At 55.5% G+C, this 18,464-nt stretch carries 14 protein-coding genes; 6 read left to right on the forward strand and 8 right to left on the reverse strand.

What is annotated here, in order from left to right; all coding sequences use genetic code 11:
• Positions 1-137: 137 nt before the first annotated feature.
• The 5 genes from AM379_RS10200 to AM379_RS10220 all read right to left on the reverse strand — a co-directional run bounded on the left by AM379_RS10200 (position 138) and on the right by AM379_RS10220 (position 6,216).
• Entirely contained in the window at positions 138-1,685 is a 1,548-nt protein-coding gene (locus tag AM379_RS10200; protein WP_106503668.1) for an MFS transporter, read from the reverse strand.
• A 67-nt stretch (positions 1,686-1,752) separates the two neighbouring features.
• The gene (locus AM379_RS10205) at positions 1,753-2,787 is read right to left on the reverse strand and encodes a Gfo/Idh/MocA family protein (RefSeq protein ID WP_106503669.1); all 1,035 of its coding nucleotides are present in this window, start codon (positions 2,785-2,787) and stop codon (positions 1,753-1,755) included.
• A gap of 12 nt (positions 2,788-2,799) precedes the next feature.
• Positions 2,800-3,867 (reverse strand): Gfo/Idh/MocA family protein, encoded by a 1,068-nt coding sequence (locus AM379_RS10210; RefSeq protein WP_032681859.1) that lies wholly within the window; start codon positions 3,865-3,867, stop codon positions 2,800-2,802.
• Between the two features lie 2 nt (positions 3,868-3,869).
• Positions 3,870-5,048: a Gfo/Idh/MocA family protein gene (locus AM379_RS10215; protein ID WP_040018478.1), complete on the reverse strand. Its 1,179-nt coding sequence runs from the start codon at positions 5,046-5,048 to the stop codon at positions 3,870-3,872.
• A gap of 16 nt (positions 5,049-5,064) precedes the next feature.
• Positions 5,065-6,216: a Gfo/Idh/MocA family protein gene (locus AM379_RS10220; RefSeq protein ID WP_106503670.1), complete on the reverse strand. Its 1,152-nt coding sequence runs from the start codon at positions 6,214-6,216 to the stop codon at positions 5,065-5,067.
• 193 nt (positions 6,217-6,409) lie between these two features.
• Between AM379_RS10220 and AM379_RS10225 the strand changes: the two genes are divergently transcribed.
• Positions 6,410-7,468, forward strand: a complete 1,059-nt coding sequence (locus tag AM379_RS10225; protein ID WP_014168356.1) for a LacI family DNA-binding transcriptional regulator — start codon at positions 6,410-6,412, stop codon at positions 7,466-7,468.
• On the opposite strand, the gene msrA is transcribed toward AM379_RS10225, so the two are convergent.
• The gene (gene msrA / locus AM379_RS10230) at positions 7,469-8,110 is read right to left on the reverse strand and encodes a peptide-methionine (S)-S-oxide reductase MsrA (RefSeq protein ID WP_020882919.1); all 642 of its coding nucleotides are present in this window, start codon (positions 8,108-8,110) and stop codon (positions 7,469-7,471) included.
• 225 nt (positions 8,111-8,335) lie between these two features.
• Here msrA and tamA point away from each other — a divergent pair, with 225 nt between their 5' ends.
• Genes tamA through AM379_RS10245 form a run of 3 tightly spaced genes read left to right on the forward strand, consistent with a single transcriptional unit; the run spans position 8,336 to position 14,189 of the window.
• Positions 8,336-10,069: an autotransporter assembly complex protein TamA gene (tamA, locus tag AM379_RS10235; protein ID WP_020882918.1), complete on the forward strand. Its 1,734-nt coding sequence runs from the start codon at positions 8,336-8,338 to the stop codon at positions 10,067-10,069.
• Positions 10,066-13,842, forward strand: coding sequence for an autotransporter assembly complex protein TamB (gene tamB / locus AM379_RS10240; RefSeq protein ID WP_106503671.1), 3,777 nt, complete (start codon positions 10,066-10,068; stop codon positions 13,840-13,842). Before tamA ends, tamB begins: the two co-directional genes overlap by 4 nt.
• A 2-nt stretch (positions 13,843-13,844) precedes the next feature.
• Positions 13,845-14,189, forward strand: a complete 345-nt coding sequence (locus AM379_RS10245; RefSeq protein WP_014168360.1) for a gamma-glutamylcyclotransferase family protein — start codon at positions 13,845-13,847, stop codon at positions 14,187-14,189.
• A gap of 42 nt (positions 14,190-14,231) precedes the next feature.
• On the opposite strand, the gene AM379_RS10250 is transcribed toward AM379_RS10245, so the two are convergent.
• Positions 14,232-14,525, reverse strand: coding sequence for a hypothetical protein (locus tag AM379_RS10250; protein ID WP_032669643.1), 294 nt, complete (start codon positions 14,523-14,525; stop codon positions 14,232-14,234).
• Between the two features lie 511 nt (positions 14,526-15,036).
• Entirely contained in the window at positions 15,037-15,567 is a 531-nt protein-coding gene (gene ppa / locus AM379_RS10255) for an inorganic diphosphatase (protein ID WP_020882913.1), read from the reverse strand.
• A gap of 309 nt (positions 15,568-15,876) precedes the next feature.
• Between ppa and ytfQ the strand changes: the two genes are divergently transcribed.
• Entirely contained in the window at positions 15,877-16,833 is a 957-nt protein-coding gene (gene ytfQ / locus AM379_RS10265) for a galactofuranose ABC transporter substrate-binding protein YtfQ (protein WP_020882912.1), read from the forward strand.
• A 123-nt stretch (positions 16,834-16,956) separates the two neighbouring features.
• Entirely contained in the window at positions 16,957-18,459 is a 1,503-nt protein-coding gene (ytfR, locus tag AM379_RS10270) for a galactofuranose ABC transporter, ATP-binding protein YtfR (RefSeq protein WP_032681853.1), read from the forward strand.
• Positions 18,460-18,464 lie beyond the last annotated feature (5 nt).

Raw genomic sequence — 18,464 nt, forward strand, 5'->3', positions numbered from 1 at the left:
GACACATAGAACGTCAGCTCGTAGCGTTGAGCTGATTATTTCAGCGGGTAGTATAGCGTAAAGGCGTGTAAATCTGCCAGAGGTCACATTTTGGCATAAAACCGGCCGGACAGCGAAGCGCTGTCCGGTACGTACGGCTATTTTACTGCGGATAAACTGGCGTTTCCTGCCGCCCGGCGCGTGGCATCCCCTCCCCACACCTGGTCATACTCATAGCCGGTGAGCTGTTTGATCACCACGCGGGTGTTGGCGTCGCAATCGCGATAATCTCCGCCCAGCTTGCGGCGCGCAATCTCCTTCAGCAGCAGCTTGTGCGTCTCGCGGGTCAGTTTAAATTTGTAGGTCGTGAAGAAGCTCACGGCCAGAAGGGCCGCCGTCGCGAAAATCAGCAGGCCGATAATGGCTCCCAGCGCGCTTTCAGGCTGTGCGCCGCTGCCCTTCTCAAACCCTGACTCCTGCAGCACCAGGCCGATGATCATGATGGCAATCGCCACGGTGCTTTTGCGGGTCAATACCATCACGCCGGCAAAAATCCCTTCGCGGCGCTGCTGCGTCACAATCTCATCGATATCAGGGATGAAACTGTAGATATTCCACGGGATGTAATAAAGACCAGAGCGGGCGGCACCGAGCAGGATAAAGACCCCCGAGAACAGCAGCGTTGGCACCTGCGTTTTGGTGAGGTAGACCGTAAACAGGAATACCAGCACGGCGAAGATACAGCCATAAGAGAGGCGCAGCGCGGCGGACGGCGTGATATTCAGCCGGTTCAAAAGCAGCATAAATCCGTACGTGCCTGGTACCGAGGCAAAGGCGGCAATGCTCAGCCAGCCCGACACGGCCGCCGCATCCTGGCTCAGACAATAAACAACATAATAGGTAAAGACCGAGCCGAAGACGTCCATCGCAGTAAACGAGAAGATATAAATAATGATATGCAGGCGGAATGCGCGGATGCGAAAGGACGAAAAGAGGTCCAGTACCAGATATTTCAGATGATTGGCTACCCCGCTGCTGCGCTGGTTATCTATCTTAAAATCGGACTCCTGATGCACATCTTTCGCTTCCCATGTGGTGTACCACGTAATAAACACCGCAAGGCAAAAAACGCAGGAAAATATCAGGCCGGTGAGCGTATAGGTAAACGGATTGTCTTTCCCGGTGAACTGCATAATGACGCCGGGGACGGAAACGGCAAGAAACCCACCAAGCTGGGAGCAGATCATGCGCACCCCTGAAAGTCGGCTGCGCTCTTCATAGCGGTTCGTCATTTCTGCGGCCAGCGTCTCCCATGGCACCAGCACCATCGCCGACAGCAGTTCAATCGAGAGATAGGTTCCCAGGTAATACCAGTACCCCATATCCGTCAGCCACAGCAGGGCATACAAAAACATTAACGGGGAACTCAGTAATAAAAAGAAACGGCGACGGCCAAATTTACGTCCGAGCCAGGTACCCGCAAAATTATCAGTGATATAACCCATGATCGGGCTTAACAGCGCATCAATGACGCGGGCGATAGCAAATATAGAGCCCGCTTCAATAACAGACAGCCCGCAATAGGTCGTGTAAAAAAATAACAGCCAGGTGCCGATAATGGCGAAAGCGCCTCCGCCAAACAGATCGGTTATGCCGTAGCCAAGCGCCACGCCATAACCAACTCTACGTTCAGTTGGTTTGACCATAATAATATCCAGTGTAGGGTAATGATTAACCCGTTTTACGGGGCGTATTTTTATTAACGTCTGGAATTCAAATTACGTTCTGGTTGTTGATATTTATCCATTGTCTTGTTTGAGATGACCGATAAATAGCCTCCACAAGGGTGAGTGATTTTCCGGCGGTACGGATATCGATATAGTCTCTGTTTTCCGGATGATGAACGGCAGTATAAAACCGGCGGATCGCCTGCTGATGACCCAGCCCCCAGTAGCTTTTTACCGTGCCGTCGGGGGAATCATCGCTTGCCAGTTTTAACCGCTCACCCGGCGTGACGCGCCAGAGAGTGTTGTCATTCAGCAGCAGCGAGCCGCGTTCACAGTGGATCTCCAGCAGGAGAGGGGCGTCCGTGGTGTGGCAATTGCTGGCATAAAACAGGCCGCGGGCGCCGTTGGCGAAGTGTAGCGTGGCCATTGCGCTGTCTTCGCCTTCGGTCACCTCTGCCAGCTCACCGCTATCCACCACACCTTTCACTCGCGTCACGCCTTCACCGAACCACTGCATCAGGTCGAGCGTATGGATTGCCTGGTTGATCAGCAGACTCCCGCCTTCTGTTGCCAGCCGACCGCGCCAGGGGCTTTGCGTGTAGTAAGCGCCCGCGCGTGACCATGTGAGTACTGCCCTGATGCTGAGCATTTTCCCCAGCTGTCCATGGCCTAACTCCTGCCGAATACGCTGGCTGGTGGGGTTGAGCCGGTTCTGATAGCACACGCCGAGCAGGCTCTGAGCCCGATCGGCGGCACGGGTGATATCAATGAGTTCACGGGTGTTCATGCCCACCGGCTTTTCGCAAAAAACATGCTTCCCGGCGGCAAGTGCCGCCAGAATCATCTCTTTATGCTCGAAATGGGGCGTACAGATGTGTACCACGTCGATGGCATCATCCAGCAGCATTTCCCGGTAATCCTGATAAAAACGGCATTGATAGTCTTTCGCCAGCGCCAGTCCTTTAACGCTGTCGATGTCGACCAGCGCACGCAGTGCGACGTTGGGTATCTGGCGCAGGGCATTGACATGGCAGCCATGAATCGCCCCGCCGCCGATGATAGCGGTATTCAGGATAGTCATCTTCGGCTCCCCTTAACCCGCCGCGTTAGCGAGCATTTGAGCCTTCACGCAGAGCTCCGCAGCCTTGAAGGCGTGCGCCTGCGTCATGGCATTTTCAGTCCGATGGAGACAGTCGAGGATCAGTTCGCCAAAGAACGGGAATCCGACCTGGCCTGCTACCGGATAACGGAACTCCCCCTCTTTATTGACGAGATAAACCACATCCTGCTCGCCGCGGGTTAAATCGACGTATTTGCGGATTTCGATGTAGCCCTCGGTGCCGAGCAGCGTCAGTCGCCCGTCACCCCATGTGGACAGCCCGTCCGGGGTAAACCAGTCGCAGCGGAAGTAGCCGCTGGCACCGTTTTCGCCTTTGAGCATTGCGTCGCCAAAATCCTCAAAGGCGGGGTACTGCGGGTGTTTAACGTTCCGGACCTGGCTTGCCATCACGGTGGCATCGCGGTTGCCGGTGTAAAAAAGGAACTGCTCAATCTGATGGCTGCCGATATCACACAAAATGCCGCCGAAGTATCGCCGATCGTAAAACCAGTCCGGCCTTCCTTCGCCTTCACGGTGTGGGCCTGTCCCCAGCGTTTGTACCACGTCGCCGATGGCACCTTGCTTTACCAGTTGACCGGCAAAGACAGCACTCTCAACATGCAGACGTTCGCTGTAGTAAACCGCGTATTTCTTACCGGTTTTTTCAACCATCGCTTTGGCATCTGCCAGCTGCTCAAGGGTGGTGAGCGGCGCTTTGTCGGTAAAGTAATCCTTCCCCGCTGCCATCGATTTCAGCCCCAGCGCACAGCGCTCAGAGGGGATGGCGGCGCCTGCCACCAGACGCACCTCGTTATCGGCGAGGATCGCCTCCAGCGAATCCGCCACTCTGGCCTGCGGATACTGCTGGATAAATTTATCCACTCTGGACGGATCGGGATCGTAAACCCATTTCAGCGTGGCGCCGGCTTCAATCAGCCCGTTACACATTCCATAAATATGCCCGTGGTCGAGCGCGGCAGCGGCAAAGACAAATTCACCTTCCCGGACAACGGGCTGAGGTTTGCCGACTGGCGCGTAGTTCATTCCGTCATGTTTATTCATCTTCAGATTCCTCGATCCAGATCTTTACCCAGGGGGATAGCGCCCACTTCGCTGAAGTTGGCCACGCTTGTGGATTTCTCATGAAAACGGGGGGCGAGGGTGTTAATCCCGCCGGTACGGTAAAACGGATCGTCACGTGGAATGGGGAGCGAGACCACGGTGCGGGTGATGGCAGATTTATAAATTGCGGTAATCAACTCCAGCGAGCGTTTTCCCTGTAATCCATCCACCAGCGGAGCCGTGCCGCGTTCAATACTCAGCAGCAGGTCGTTAATCTGCCCGGTATGCAACGTCCACGCGAGTGCTGGTGTCTGCGCAAAAACAGCGTTGAGCTGTGCTTCCCGCTGCTGGTCGTGAGTTTCCTGAGGAAAACCGTTATCAGCACTCACGCTGGCACAGGCTTGCCAGGGGGCAGAGATGCGCGCGCGATCGCCCTGGATGACGATCTTCTGATCTTCGCCGTGATGCACCACCGAGGCGGTAAGCTGCGTGAGTGCGCCGCTGGGATATTTGAATATTGCGGCGCTGAGGTCTTCCACTTCGGCATTGTCATGCGCCACGTTGGTCATCATCGCCACCACCTCGGATGGAAACCCGAGCATCCACTGAATAGCGTCGATATGGTGAACCGCGTGATTGAGCGTGCAGCCGCCCCCCTCTTTTTCCCAGGTGCCACGCCACCACAGATCGTAATAGCAGTGGCCGCGCCACCAGAACGAATCCACCTGCGCATGGCAGATTTTGCCCGCGAGGCCGGAATCCAGCGCTGCTTTTAAGCGCCAGAAGGCATCGGTAAAGCGATTTTGCGCAATGATGGAGAGCGTTTTGCCGCTGGCCTGCTGAGCTGCAATCATTGCGTCGCACTCCTCAAGCGAGGCGGCCATCGGCTTTTCACACAGCACATGGCACCCGGCCTCCAGTGCATCAATGCTGATCTGTGCGTGGACATACGGCGGGGTGCAGACATCGACGATATCGACGTCTGGCTCGGATGCCAGCATCTGCTGATGGCTCTCATACACGCGGGCCTGCGTCAGGCCATAGCGCGTTTTTTTCTCGTGCGCTTTTTCCGGGTAGATATCCACCAGCGCGACAATCCGGCAGCGCTGACCAAACTGCAAATAACCCTGAATATGGTTATGTGAGATATTGCCTGTACCTACAATGGCGATATTTAGCATCGTGTCGTCTCCGGAGTTACCAGGTGCCTGAGGCATCAAGCGTCACGTTTATGGCCTCTTTAGCAACAGAGGTGCTGATGCGTTGCTGGAGCAGGCGCAAGTAATGTTTCTCGTTGATCGGCAGTTCGACCCAGTCGTCAGTCCAGGTGGAAAGATGCATGGCATTGGAGAGCGTCAGGCCGTGGATCCCGTCCAGGCCCGGTGCAATCAGCGGTTCACCGCGCAGGATGGCGGCGCAGAAGTTTGCGGTAATGACATGATGTTCGCTGCATTCGGCGGCGACAGGAATGTCGACCTCCCAGCATTCAGGCTCCCCAAAACCGTTTTGCCAGCGGGCGTTAAAGTCGGTTTCGGACTCACGTAGCCGCCAGTAGCGAAGCCGCCCCTCTTCGACGACCACTTTGCCGCGATCCCCGACGATCTCCAGGCGATTTGTCCCCGGCGTTTCTGCCACGGTAGTGATAAATACACCGGTAGCCCCATTGGCATACTCGGCATAGGCGGTGACCTCGTCTTCCACTTCAATGTCACGATGTTTGCCGAACTGGCAAAACGCGCGCAGGCGGACCGGCATGCCCACCAGCCACTGCCAGAGATCGAGCTGATGCGGATCCTGGTTGAGCAAGACGCCGCCGCCTTCTCCTTTCCAGGTCGCGCGCCAGCCGCCGGAGTTGTAGTAGCTCTGCGAGCGGTACCAGTTGGTGATTATCCAGTTAGAGCGGCGGATCTCGCCCAGCTCGCCGCTGTCGATAAGATCTTTAACCTTCCGGTAGAGCGGGTTTGGTCGCTGGTTGTACATGATGCCAAACACCACATCGCACTCGCGCGCGCAGGCGTTCATCTCCTGGACCTGCGCCGTATAAACGCCTGCCGGTTTTTCACACAGGGTATGAATGCCGTTACGCATCGCCAGCATCGACAGGCGCGGATGTTCGTAATGGGGCGTGGCGACAATCACCGCGTCGATAAGCCCGCTCTGGATCATCTCCTGGGCATCACTGAACAGGGGAATGGCCCCCACCAGCTGGCGGATGGCCGGGTGTTTTTCCGGTGCATTGTCACAAACTGCCGTCAGGCAGGCGTCATTGACCGTACCCGTGAGTAAATAACGTGCGTGGACCGTACCGATATTACCTATACCAATAATGCCAAAACGTACCTTCTCCATGTCACACCTTAATTTCAGTTGAAAAGAAGTGATGACCGGAAAATAGGAAAGGCGAGACGTAGCGACAATGTGTTTTTGTGAGAATACTCGCAAGGTGAATAAGTAATCTCCAGGCTTTCTGAAATTTGGTTTTAAAATCAAAAGGCTGTTTCTGCAAATATTTGCAAAAACTGATTGAGAGCGAGGTCACACTATGCCGGGCAGGTTAAAAATGGAGGAGATCGCGGCCCTCACGGGATATTCCGTTAGCACGGTGTCGAGGGTATTAAGCGGCAAGTCATATACCAGCGATAAAGCCCGGGATGCAATCGTTCGCACCGCACGAGAGCTGGGCGTGCTGGAGTCCATGGCCAGTGGACGGCTGTTGATTAACGGTATTGCCGTTTTTGCTCCGGAAAGAACCTTTCAGGGGCGCGGCGATATTTTTTATCTTGAGGTGACCAAAGGGATTGCTGAGGCCTGCTCGCCACACAATGTGTGGGTCAGCTGTTGCGGATTAGAAGAACAGCACGCCGATGTAAAATTATTTATGGAAAAGGCCAGCCAGAAGAACATCAACGCGATAATTATTATTGGTACTGATGATGCCACCATATTTAAACTGGCCAGCACGCTCAATAAACCCTGCGTCTTAATTAATTCCGTGGACCGGGAGCGGGTACTGGATTCGGTATCACCCGATCACCGGGCGATCGGCTTCACCGCCATGCAGTATCTCTTTGAACAGGGGCACCGGCGGGTCCTGACGCTGACCTGCCTTCGGCGAGATACGCTTTACGCTCGTCTGGATGGCATTAAAGAGGCGTATCGCCATTTTCACGTCGCCTTTGAGCCGCAGCGTGATTTACTCGTGACGGAGTGGTTTACCGCAGACGAAGCCGAGCGGGCGCTGGATGAGTGGCTGCTGAGTCATGACAGAGCGCAGTGGCCAGAGGTGATTTTCCCGAACAGCACCAGCATGACCGAAGGTGTGGTGAGGGCATTAACCCGCCACGGGCTGCGCGTCCCGGAAGACATCTCTCTGATTACCACCGATTTTGCCTGGAATTTAGCGCACCGGCTGGAAAAACCGGTCACGGGGGTCACGGTGCCCTGCCGCGAACTGGGGATTGAGGCCGTGCACCTGCTGCAGACCCGCCTTAACAGGCCGCAGGCACCGGTTTTTAACCTGCTGTTGCAGGGAAAAGTCATGAATTATGGGTCGGTCAGTAATGCCACGCGCCACGCGGCTCGCGTGGCGCTAGACCAGTAATCAGGCCAGCTGTGGCGGCAGGCAGACGCCGATACCCCCGATACCGCAGTAGCCGTACGGGTTTTTATGCAGGTACTGCTGGTGGTCGTCTTCCGCATAGTAGAACGGTTTGGCAGAGGCGATTTCCGTGGTGACCTCGCGGTTGTCACCGGCATCGTGCATCGCTTTCTGGAAGCGCTCAAGGCTTGCGCGGGCGGCCGTCTCCTGCTCAGGAGTGAGAGGGTAGATAGCCGAGCGGTACTGAGTGCCGTGGTCGTTACCCTGACGCATGCCCTGGGCCGGGTCGTGGTTTTCCCAGAACACCTGCAGAAGTTGCTCATAGCTAATGACGGCAGGGTCATACACTACGCGTACGGCTTCGGCATGACCGGTCTCGCCAGAGCACACTTCGCGGTAGGTTGGGTTTGGCGTATACCCCCCCGTGTAACCCGCCGCGGTGCTGTAAACGCCGGGGAGTTGCCAGAAGAGACGTTCTACGCCCCAGAAGCAGCCCATGGCGAACAGGGCGATTTCCATTCCATCAGGAACGTTTGTCATTGAATGGCCATTCACGGCGTGTAAGGTCGCCACAGGCATAGGGGTGTTGCGTCCCGGTAATGCATCAGCTTGTGAAACAAGATGCTTTTTGTCGAATAAACTCACGATGGGGGCCTCCCGGGCTGCGATGTTTCGGTTAAGGTTGTCACGAAGCGTTTAATTGAACACAATAAATGCGCTGAATGAGTCTAGATTTAATCATAAGAAATATTTGGGTGTTACACCCGTTTTCAACCCGCGATGTGGGTTTTTGGCTAACAGGCCGTATTTTGCCGCGGAGCGGCACTTCATTTGCTTCCAGGGTGGAAAAAGGGATATTCAGGAGAAAACGTGACAAAAATCCGCCAGTTATGTTTGGTCAGTTTATTGCTGACAAGCGGGGTTGCCAGCGCGGCGAATGTCCGTTTGCAGGTTGAGGGGTTATCCGGGGCGCTGGAAAAAAACGTGCGTGCGCAGCTGTCGACCATCGAGAGCGACGAAGTGACGCCGGACCGGCGTTTTCGCGCGCGCGTGGATGATGCGATCCGCGAAGGGCTGAAAGCGCTGGGTTATTACGAACCCACCATTGATTTCGATCTCCGTCCGCCGCCAAAGAAGGGGCGGCAGGTGCTTATTGCCCGCGTTTCACCGGGTGAGCCGGTGTTGATCGGCGGCACTAACGTCATTCTGCGCGGCGGCGCGCGTACGGACCGGGATTACCTGGATCTGCTCAGCACGCGGCCGAAAAACGGTACCGTGCTGAACCACGGTGACTACGACCATTTCAAAAAAGAGCTGACGAGCGTTTCCCTGCGTAAGGGGTACTTTGACAGCCAGTTCGACAAAAGCCAGCTGGGCATTGCGCTCGACAGGCACCAGGCCTTCTGGGATATCGATTATGACAGCGGCGAACGTTATCGTTTCGGCGATGTGACCTTCGAAGGCTCACAAATTCGTGAAGAGTATCTGCAAAACCTCGTGCCTTTCAAAAAGGGCGATTACTACCAGTCGCGTGATCTGGCGGAGCTGAACCGCCGCCTCTCCGCCACCGGGTGGTTTAACTCGGTGGTTGTCGCGCCGGAGTTTGATAAATCGCGCAAAACCAAGGTGTTGCCGCTGCATGGCGTTGTTTCGCCGCGCACCGAGAACACCATTGAGACTGGCGTTGGTTATTCGACCGACGTCGGTCCGCGCGTGAAAGCCACGTGGAAAAAGCCGTGGATGAACTCATACGGCCACAGCCTGACCACCAGCGCCAGTATCTCAGCGCCGGAACAGCAGCTCGATTTCAGCTACAAAATGCCGTTGCTGAAAAACCCGCTTGAACAGTATTACCTCGTTCAGGGCGGTTTTAAGCGTACCGACCTGAACGATACCGAGGCAGATTCCACCACGCTTGCGGTATCGCGATACTGGGACCTCTCCAGCGGCTGGCAGCGCGCCATTAACCTGCGCTGGAGTCTGGACCACTTTACCCAGGCCAACGTCACCAACACCACCATGCTGCTCTACCCGGGGGTGATGATCAGCCGTACCCGCTCGCGCGGCGGCCTGATGCCAACCTGGGGCGATTCCCAGCGTTACTCCATCGATTACTCCAACACCATGTGGGGTTCCGATGTGGATTTCTCGGTGATTCAGGCGCAAAACGTCTGGATCCGCACGCTGTATGACAAACACCGCTTCGTGATGCGCGGCAACCTCGGCTGGATTGAAACCGGCGACTTCGACAAAGTTCCGCCGGATCTGCGCTTCTTCGCCGGTGGCGACCGCAGTATTCGCGGTTACAAATACAAATCCATCGCGCCGAAAGATGATGACGGCAAGCTGATTGGTGCCTCCAAGCTGGCTACCGGCTCGCTGGAGTACCAGTACAACGTCAGCGGAAAATGGTGGGGCGCGATGTTTGTCGACGGCGGCGAAGCGGTAAGCGATATCCGCCGCAGCGACTTTAAAACCGGCGCGGGCGTGGGCGTACGCTGGCAGTCTCCCGTCGGGCCAATCAAGCTCGATTTCGCCGTGCCGGTGGGTGATAAAGAAGAACACGGTTTACAGTTTTACATCGGTCTGGGGCCTGAATTATGAGTTTATGGAAGAAGATAAGCCTCGGGGTGCTGATTTTTATCGTACTGCTGCTCGGTACGGTGGCGTTTCTGGTCGGAACGACGTCTGGCCTGCATCTGCTGTTTAACGCGGCTAACCGCTGGGTTCCCGGGCTGGAAATTGGCCAGGTGACAGGCGGCTGGCGCGATCTGCGTCTGAAAAACATCCGCTATGAGCAGCCTGGCGTGGCGGTAAACGCGGGGGAATTTCACCTCGCGGTGAAGCTGGGCTGCCTGCGGGACAGCAAGCTGTGCGTTAACGATCTGTCGCTGAAAGACGTGAACGTGGCGATAGATTCGAAGAAAATGCCGAAATCGGCACCCGTTGAGGAAGAGGATAGCGGCCCGCTGAATCTCTCCACACCGTATCCGATTGCCCTCTATCGGGTGGCGCTGGATAACGTCAATGTCAAAATCGACGACACCACCGTCTCCGTCATGGATTTCACCTCCGGCCTGCGCTGGCAGGAGAAAAACCTCACTCTGACGCCAACCTCCCTTCAGGGGCTGCTGATTGCGCTGCCGAAAGTGGCGGACGTGGCGCAGGAAGAAATTGTCGAGCCGAAGATCCAGAACCCGCAGCCGGAAGAGAAACCGCTGGGCGAAACGCTGAAAGATCTCTTCTCTAAACCTGTGCTGCCGGAGATGACGGACGTTCATCTGCCGCTGAACCTGAATATCGAAGAGTTTAAAGGCGAGCAGCTGCGTCTCACCGGCGATACCGATCTGACGGTCTTCAACATGCTGCTTAAAGTCAGCAGCATCGACGGCAACATGAAACTCGACGCGCTGGATATCGACACCAACCAGGGCTCGGTTAACGCGTCAGGGAATGCCCTGCTGCGCGACAACTGGCCGGTGGATATCACCCTGAACAGTTCGCTCAACATCGACCCGCTGAAAGGCGAAAAAGTGAAGGTCAAAGTGGGCGGGGCGCTGCGCGATAAACTGGATGTCGGCGTTAACCTCTCCGGCCCGGTGGATATGGATCTGCGCGCGCAAACGCAGCTGGCGGAAGCGGGGCTGCCGCTCAACCTTGAGGTTGTCAGTAAGCAGCTCTACTGGCCGTTCACCGGCGAAAAACAGTTCCAGGCCGATGACCTGAAGCTCAAGCTGAGCGGCAAAATGACGGATTACACCCTGTCGTTCCGCACGGCGGTGAAGGGGCAAGGTGTTCCGCCAGCGACGATTACGCTGGATGCTAAAGGCAACGAGCAGCAGGTGAATCTCGACAAACTGACCGTCGCGGCGCTGGAAGGCAAAACTGAACTCACCGCGCTGCTCGACTGGCAGCAGGCGATCAGCTGGCGCGGCGAGCTGAAGCTGACGGGGATCAACACGGCCAAAGAGGTGCCAGACTGGCCATCAAAACTGGACGGCCTGATCAAAACCCGCGGCAGCCTGTATGGCGGTACGTGGCAGATGGACGTGCCGGAAATCAAGCTTACCGGTAACGTGAAGCAGAATAAGGTCAACGTTGAAGGCTCGCTGAAGGGCAACAGCTATCTGCAGTGGGTGATCCCGGGTCTGCACGTGGCGCTGGGCCGTAACACGGCGGATATCAAAGGCGAGCTGGGGGTGAAAGATCTTAATCTCGATGCCACCATTGATGCGCCAAATCTGGATAACGCCCTGCCAGGGTTGGGCGGTACGGCGAAAGGGTTAGTGAAGGTGCGCGGCACGGTAGAGGCTCCGCAGCTGCTGGCCGATATCACCGCCAGCAACCTGCGCTGGCAGGCGCTGACCGTTGCGCGGGTTCGCGTCGAAGGGGATGTGAAATCCACCGATCAGATTGGCGGTAACCTGAACCTGCGCGTGGAGCGCATTTCTCAGCCCGACGTGAACATTAATCTGGTCACTCTGGATGCCAAAGGTAACGAAAAACAGCACGATCTCCAGCTTAAGGTGCAGGGCGAGCCGGTATCCGGTCAGCTTCATCTGACCGGAAGCTTTGATCGCAAACAGGCGCGCTGGAAAGGGACGCTGGACAATACCCGCTTCAACACCCCGGTAGGGCCGCTGGCGCTGTCCCGCTCTATCGCGCTGGACTACCGCAACGCCGAACAAAAGATCAGTATCGGACCGCACTGCTGGACCAACCCGAATGCGGAACTGTGCGTGCCGCAGACCATTGATGCGGGGGCTGAAGGGCGTGCGCAGATCAACCTTAATCGCTTCGACCTGGCGATGCTAAAACCGTTTATGCCGGACACGACTCAGGCCAGCGGCGTCTTTAGCGGGAAAGCCGATGTCGCGTGGGACACGACCAAAGAGGGGCTGCCGCAGGGGAGCGTGACGCTCTCTGGTCGTAACGTGAAGGTGATACAGGAAGTGAACGACGCACCGCTGCCGGTGGCGTTTGATACCCTCAACCTGAGTGCCGATCTGCATAACAACCGCGCGGAGCTGGGGTGGCTTATCCGTCTGACCAATAATGGTCAGTTTGACGGGCAGGTGCAGATTACCGATCCGCAAGGACGCCGTAATCTCGCCGGTAACGTTAATATCCGCAACTTCAACCTGGCGATGGCCAACCCGATTTTCTCACGTGGAGAAAAAGCGGAGGGGATGCTCAGCGCGAACCTGCGCCTGGCGGGCAATGCGCAAAGCCCGCAGCTGTTTGGCCAGATGCAGCTTAACGGCGTGGATATCGACGGCAACTTTATGCCGTTTGATATGCAGCCAAGCCAGATTGCGATGAACTTCAATGGGATGAGCTCGACCCTCGCCGGGGTGGTGCGTACCCAGCAGGGGCAAATCAACCTCAGCGGCGATGCCGACTGGAGCCAGCTTGATAACTGGCGGGCCCGTGTTGCGGCCAAAGGCAGCAAGGTGCGGATCACCGTACCGCCGATGGTACGTCTGGACGTATCCCCGGATATTGTCTTTGAAGCCACCCCAAGCCTCTTCACGCTGGACGGCAACGTGGACGTACCGTGGGCACGCATCGTGGTGCACGAGGTGCCTGAGAGCGCGGTGGGCGTCTCCAGTGACGAAGTCATGCTCAATGAAAATCTCAAACCCGTTGAGCAGAAGAGCGCCGGTATTCCGATCAACAGTAATCTCACCGTTCACGTCGGCAATAACGTGCGTCTGGATGCGTTTGGGCTGAAGGCGAGACTGACGGGGGATCTGAAAGTCGCGCAGGACAAACAGGGACTGGGTCTGAACGGTCAGATCAATATTCCTGAAGGGCGCTTCCATGCCTATGGTCAGGATCTGATTGTGCGTAAAGGTGAACTGCTGTTCTCCGGCCCACCGGATCAGCCACTGCTCAATATCGAAGCGATTCGTAACCCGGAAGCCACCGAAAACGACGTTATTGCGGGTGTTCGCGTTACCGGCTCTGCTGATGAGCCGAAGGCGGAGATCTTCTCCGACCCGGCAATGTCCCAACAGGAAGCCTTGTCTTACCTGCTGCGTGGGCAAGGACTGGAGAGCGGCCAGAGCGACAGTGCAGCGATGACCTCGATGTTAGTGGGTCTGGGGGTTGCACAAAGTGGGCAGGTTGTGGGTAAAATCGGCGAGACGTTCGGCGTAAGCAATCTGGCACTGGACACCCAGGGCGTGGGTGACTCCTCGCAAGTGGTGGTCAGTGGCTATGTACTGCCGGGTCTGCAGGTAAAATATGGCGTGGGGATCTTTGACTCACTGGCAACACTCACGTTACGCTATCGCCTTATGCCTAAGCTATATCTGGAAGCAGTGTCCGGAGTAGACCAGGCACTTGATCTGCTCTATCAGTTTGAGTTTTAGCAATGCGAATATTTGTCTACGGCAGTTTACGAACCAAGCAAGGCAACAGTCACTGGATGACCAATGCCCTGCTGCTGGGGAATTACAATATCGAGAACTACCAGTTGTATAGCCTGGGCCACTATCCAGGCGCGGTTCCTGGGGAAGGAACAGTACAGGGTGAAGTTTATCGTATTGATAATGCTACACTTGCCGAACTTGATGCCTTGCGCACCAGGGGCGGTGAATACGCTCGCCAGTTGATCCAGACGCCGTATGGAAGTGCGTGGATGTACGTCTACCAGCGTCCGGTCGAGGGGTTAAAGCGGATTGTAAGCGGTAACTGGTTAGACAGAGACCAGTACTGAAAAAAACAACGCCACCGTCAGGTGGCGTTGTTTTTTATGGGCTTAGCTCTCTTCTGTGCTTCGGCGTCGGGTCAAAAACAGCGGAACGAAAAGCATGATGTACGGAGCAACCAGCCATATCAGACACAGGGCGCGTGAAAAGCCGTAGTAGTTGATGCACCGCGTATTGCTTGAAATGACGGGAATAAAAAACAGTAAAAACAGCAAAATGGCATAATCGCTACGGTAGGGGATCCATAAATAAAACAAAAACCAGGCGAGCTGGAATGTCATGATGCAGAGATACTGCCATTTGCTGTCTTTGCCGTAACAGTCAAACGCCTTTATGTAGCCCATCTTTATGCTGTGAAGAAAGAAACGTAGCATGTAAAACGCCCACAATCGCGACGGTCAGGAGTGTGCTGACCAGCAACTCAATTAAAAAATAGCTATGGGTGATATTAGTAGCACCTGAGCTCAGGGTATGCCGTTTACTCTACCCGCTGTGCATTGCAACAAAAAGGGTAGATACACCTGTCTTCATACAGCCCTGAAGCAGACACGAAACGGGCATATTCGTCGGTAATTGTTTTAACGCAGCGTGTAGGGCAAATGCAGGCTATTAATAGCGTTAGATGATATCAAAGACCTATCTCGGTAAATATCAGGTCATCACTCTCATAATACCCTGCAAGCTCTTCAAACAGGTCGGCTCTGCCGGGGACAAAACCTGGGGTCACAAGCTCATATATTCTGCTGGTTCCTTGAGATGTTACCCGCTATACCGTATTTAGCGTGCCAGTATCGCGTCAGACGCAAGGTACAAAAAAGCCCCGACTCGCGGGGCCTTATTATTCAGCGGTAAGAATTACTTCTTCGCAGCGCGTTCGAAAGAGGAGATGATTTCCGCTTTCGCTGCTTCTGCGTTTTCCCAGCCGTCAACTTTAACCCACTTGCCTTTTTCGAGGTCTTTGTAGTGCTCGAAGAAGTGAGTGATCTGCGCTTTCAGCAGTTCTGGCAGGTCGTTCACATCTTTGATGTGATCGTACTCTTTGCTCAGTTTGGTGTGCGGAACAGCAACCAGTTTCGCATCTTCACCAGATTCGTCGGTCATTTTCAGCACGCCAACAGGACGGCAGCGAATGACTGCGCCTGGCTGCAGTGGGTATGGCGTTGGAACCAGTACGTCAACCGGGTCACCGTCCAGAGACAGGGTGTGGTTGATGTAACCGTAGTTGCATGGGTAGAACATGGCGGTAGACATGAAACGGTCTACAAACAGCGCACCGCTCTCTTTGTCCACTTCGTATTTGATAGGATCTGCGTTAGCCGGGATTTCGATAACTACGTAGATGTCTTCTGGCAGTTCTTTACCCGCAGGGACGTTGAGTAAGCTCATGTCTGTGTCCTTTAAAATGGATGGTAAACAAGTGGCAGGTATTATAGCCAACTGGCGCTGAATGTCTCCGCCTGTTTTCGTCTTCTCTCCACGTTCTCCCCACTTTTCAGACCGATTCCATGACAGGAAAATCCATAAACTCAGCCGCTTTTTTAATGGTGAAATGAAAGCGATTACAAACTTGTGATTAACGTTTTATTCACTTTTCTGAAGTGTGATGTAACGCAATTCGTTACATATTTCATTGGCTATAGTCATTTCGCAGAACATCTTTTAACCAACAATAAACACCCCTACGAGGACGTTCATATGTGGAAGCGCTTACTTCTTGTCACAGCAGTTTCGGCAGCCATGTCGTCTATGGCGATGGCCGCCCCTTTAACCGTAGGTTTTTCCCAGGTCGGCTCTGAATCCGGCTGGCGAGCGGCAGAAACCAACGTTGCGAAAAGCGAGGCCCAGAAACGCGGTATCACCCTGAAAATCGCCGATGCGCAGCAAAAACAGGAAAACCAGATCAAAGCCGTGCGGTCATTTATCGCCCAGGGCGTTGATGCCATCTTTATTGCGCCGGTCGTGGCCACTGGCTGGGAGCCGGTCCTGAAGGAAGCGAAAGACGCTGAGATCCCGGTTGTTTTGCTCGATCGTTCCATTGATGTAAAAGACAAATCTCTCTATATGACCACCGTCACCGCCAACAACGTTCTCGAGGGTCAATTAATTGGTGACTGGCTGGTGAAACAGGTGGACGGCAAGCCGTGTAACGTCGTTGAGTTGCAGGGTACCGTCGGGGCGAGCGTGGCCATCGATCGTAAGAAAGGCTTCGCGGAAGCCATCGCCAAAGCGCCAAACATTAAGATTATCCGCTCTCAGTCCGGCGACTTTACCCGCAGTAAAGGTAAAGAGGTCATGGAGAGCTTTATCAAGGCTGAAAACAACGGCAAGAACATCTGCATGGTTTACGCCCACAACGATGACATGGTGATCGGGGCTATTCAGGCCATCAAAGAAGCGGGGCTGAAGCCGGGCAAAGATATCCTCACTGGCTCTATCGATGGCGTGCCGGATATCTATAAAGCGATGATGGACGGCGAAGCGAACGCCAGCGTGGAGCTGACGCCAAACATGGCTGGCCCGGCATTCGATGCGCTGGAGAAATTCAAGAAAGACGGCACCCTGCCTGAAAAAGTGACGATCACCAAATCGACGCTCTACCTGCCTGACACCGCGAAAGAAGAGTTAGAGAAGAAGAAAAATATGGGCTACTAAGGCCTTTTCTCTCGCCCCTTACCCCCTCCTCTCCCCTGAGGGGAGAGGGTGTACAAGGGCGGGTAGACTGGCATGAACATTTCCCTCTTCCCAACCAGGAGAGGGCGAGGGTGAGGGGGAAACATGACCGACACACAACACCAGGAAATCCTCCGCACAGAGGGCTTAAGCAAGTTTTTCCCCGGTGTAAAAGCGCTGGATAACGTTGATTTTAGCCTGCGACGCGGTGAGATTATGGCGCTGCTGGGAGAGAACGGTGCGGGAAAATCGACGCTGATTAAGGCACTTACCGGCGTTTACCATGCCGATCGCGGCACAATCTGGCTAGAAGGCAACGCCATTTCGCCAAAAAACACCGCCCATGCGCAGCAGCTGGGGATTGGGACGGTTTACCAGGAAGTGAACCTGCTGCCGAATATGTCGGTGGCGGATAACCTGTTTATCGGCCGTGAGCCAAGACGCTTCGGCCTGCTGCGACGCAAAGAGATGGAAGCGCGGGCCACCAGGCTGATGGAATCCTATGGCTTCTCCCTGGACGTTCGCGAACCGCTGAACCGTTTTTCCGTCGCGATGCAGCAAATTGTCGCGATTTGCCGGGCGATCGATCTCTCCGCGAAAGTGCTGATCCTTGATGAACCCACCGCGAGCCTGGATACCCAGGAAGTCGAAATGCTCTTTACCCTGATGCGCCAGCTGCGCGATCAGGGAGTAAGCCTGATCTTCGTCACCCACTTCCTCGATCAGGTGTATGAGGTCAGCGATCGCATCACGGTGCTGCGCAACGGCAGCTTTGTCGGCTGCCGCGAAACCCGCGAGCTGCCGCAGATAGAACTGGTCAAAATGATGCTGGGCCGCGAGCTGGAAACCAACGCGCTTCAGCGCGCAGGCCGCACGCTGCTCAGCGAGAAACCGGTCGCGGCCTTCAGCGATTTCGGCAAAAAAGGGGTGATCTCGCCCTTTAATCTGGACGTGCGGCCCGGTGAAATTGTTGGGCTGGCGGGCCTGCTGGGTTCCGGGCGCACCGAAACCGCCGAGGTGATCTTCGGGATCAAACCTGCGGACAGCGGCAGCGCGCTGATCAAAGGTAAACCGCAGACCCTGCGATCGCCGCATCAGGCCTCCTGCCTGGGCGTGGGCTTCTGCCCGGAAGACAGGAAAACCGATGGCATAATTGCCGCCGCCTCGGTGCGGGAAAATATCATTCTGGCTCTGCAGGCGCAGCGCGGATGGCTACGCCCCATCCCGCGGAAAGAACAAAACGCCATAGCCGAGCGATTTATCCGTCAGCTCGGTATTCGTACGCCGAGCGCTGAACAGCCCATTGAATTTCTCTCCGGTGGCAACCAGCAGAAGGTATTGCTGTCACGCTGGCTGCTGACTAAACCCCAGTTCCTGATCCTCGATGAACCGACGCGCGGTATCGACGTCGGGGCGCATGCCGAAATTATCCGGCTTATCGAAACGCTGTGTGCAGACGGTCTGGCGCTGCTGGTTATCTCATCCGAGCTGGAAGAGCTGGTGGGGTATGCCGATCGCGTCATCATCATGCGCGATCGTAAGCAGGTGGCAGAGATCCCGCTGGATAAACTGTCCGTTCCGGCAATCATGAATGCCATCGCGGCGTAAGGAGT

This window comes from Enterobacter cloacae complex sp. FDA-CDC-AR_0132, assembly GCF_003010695.1.
Taxonomy (GTDB): domain Bacteria; phylum Pseudomonadota; class Gammaproteobacteria; order Enterobacterales; family Enterobacteriaceae; genus Enterobacter; species Enterobacter ludwigii.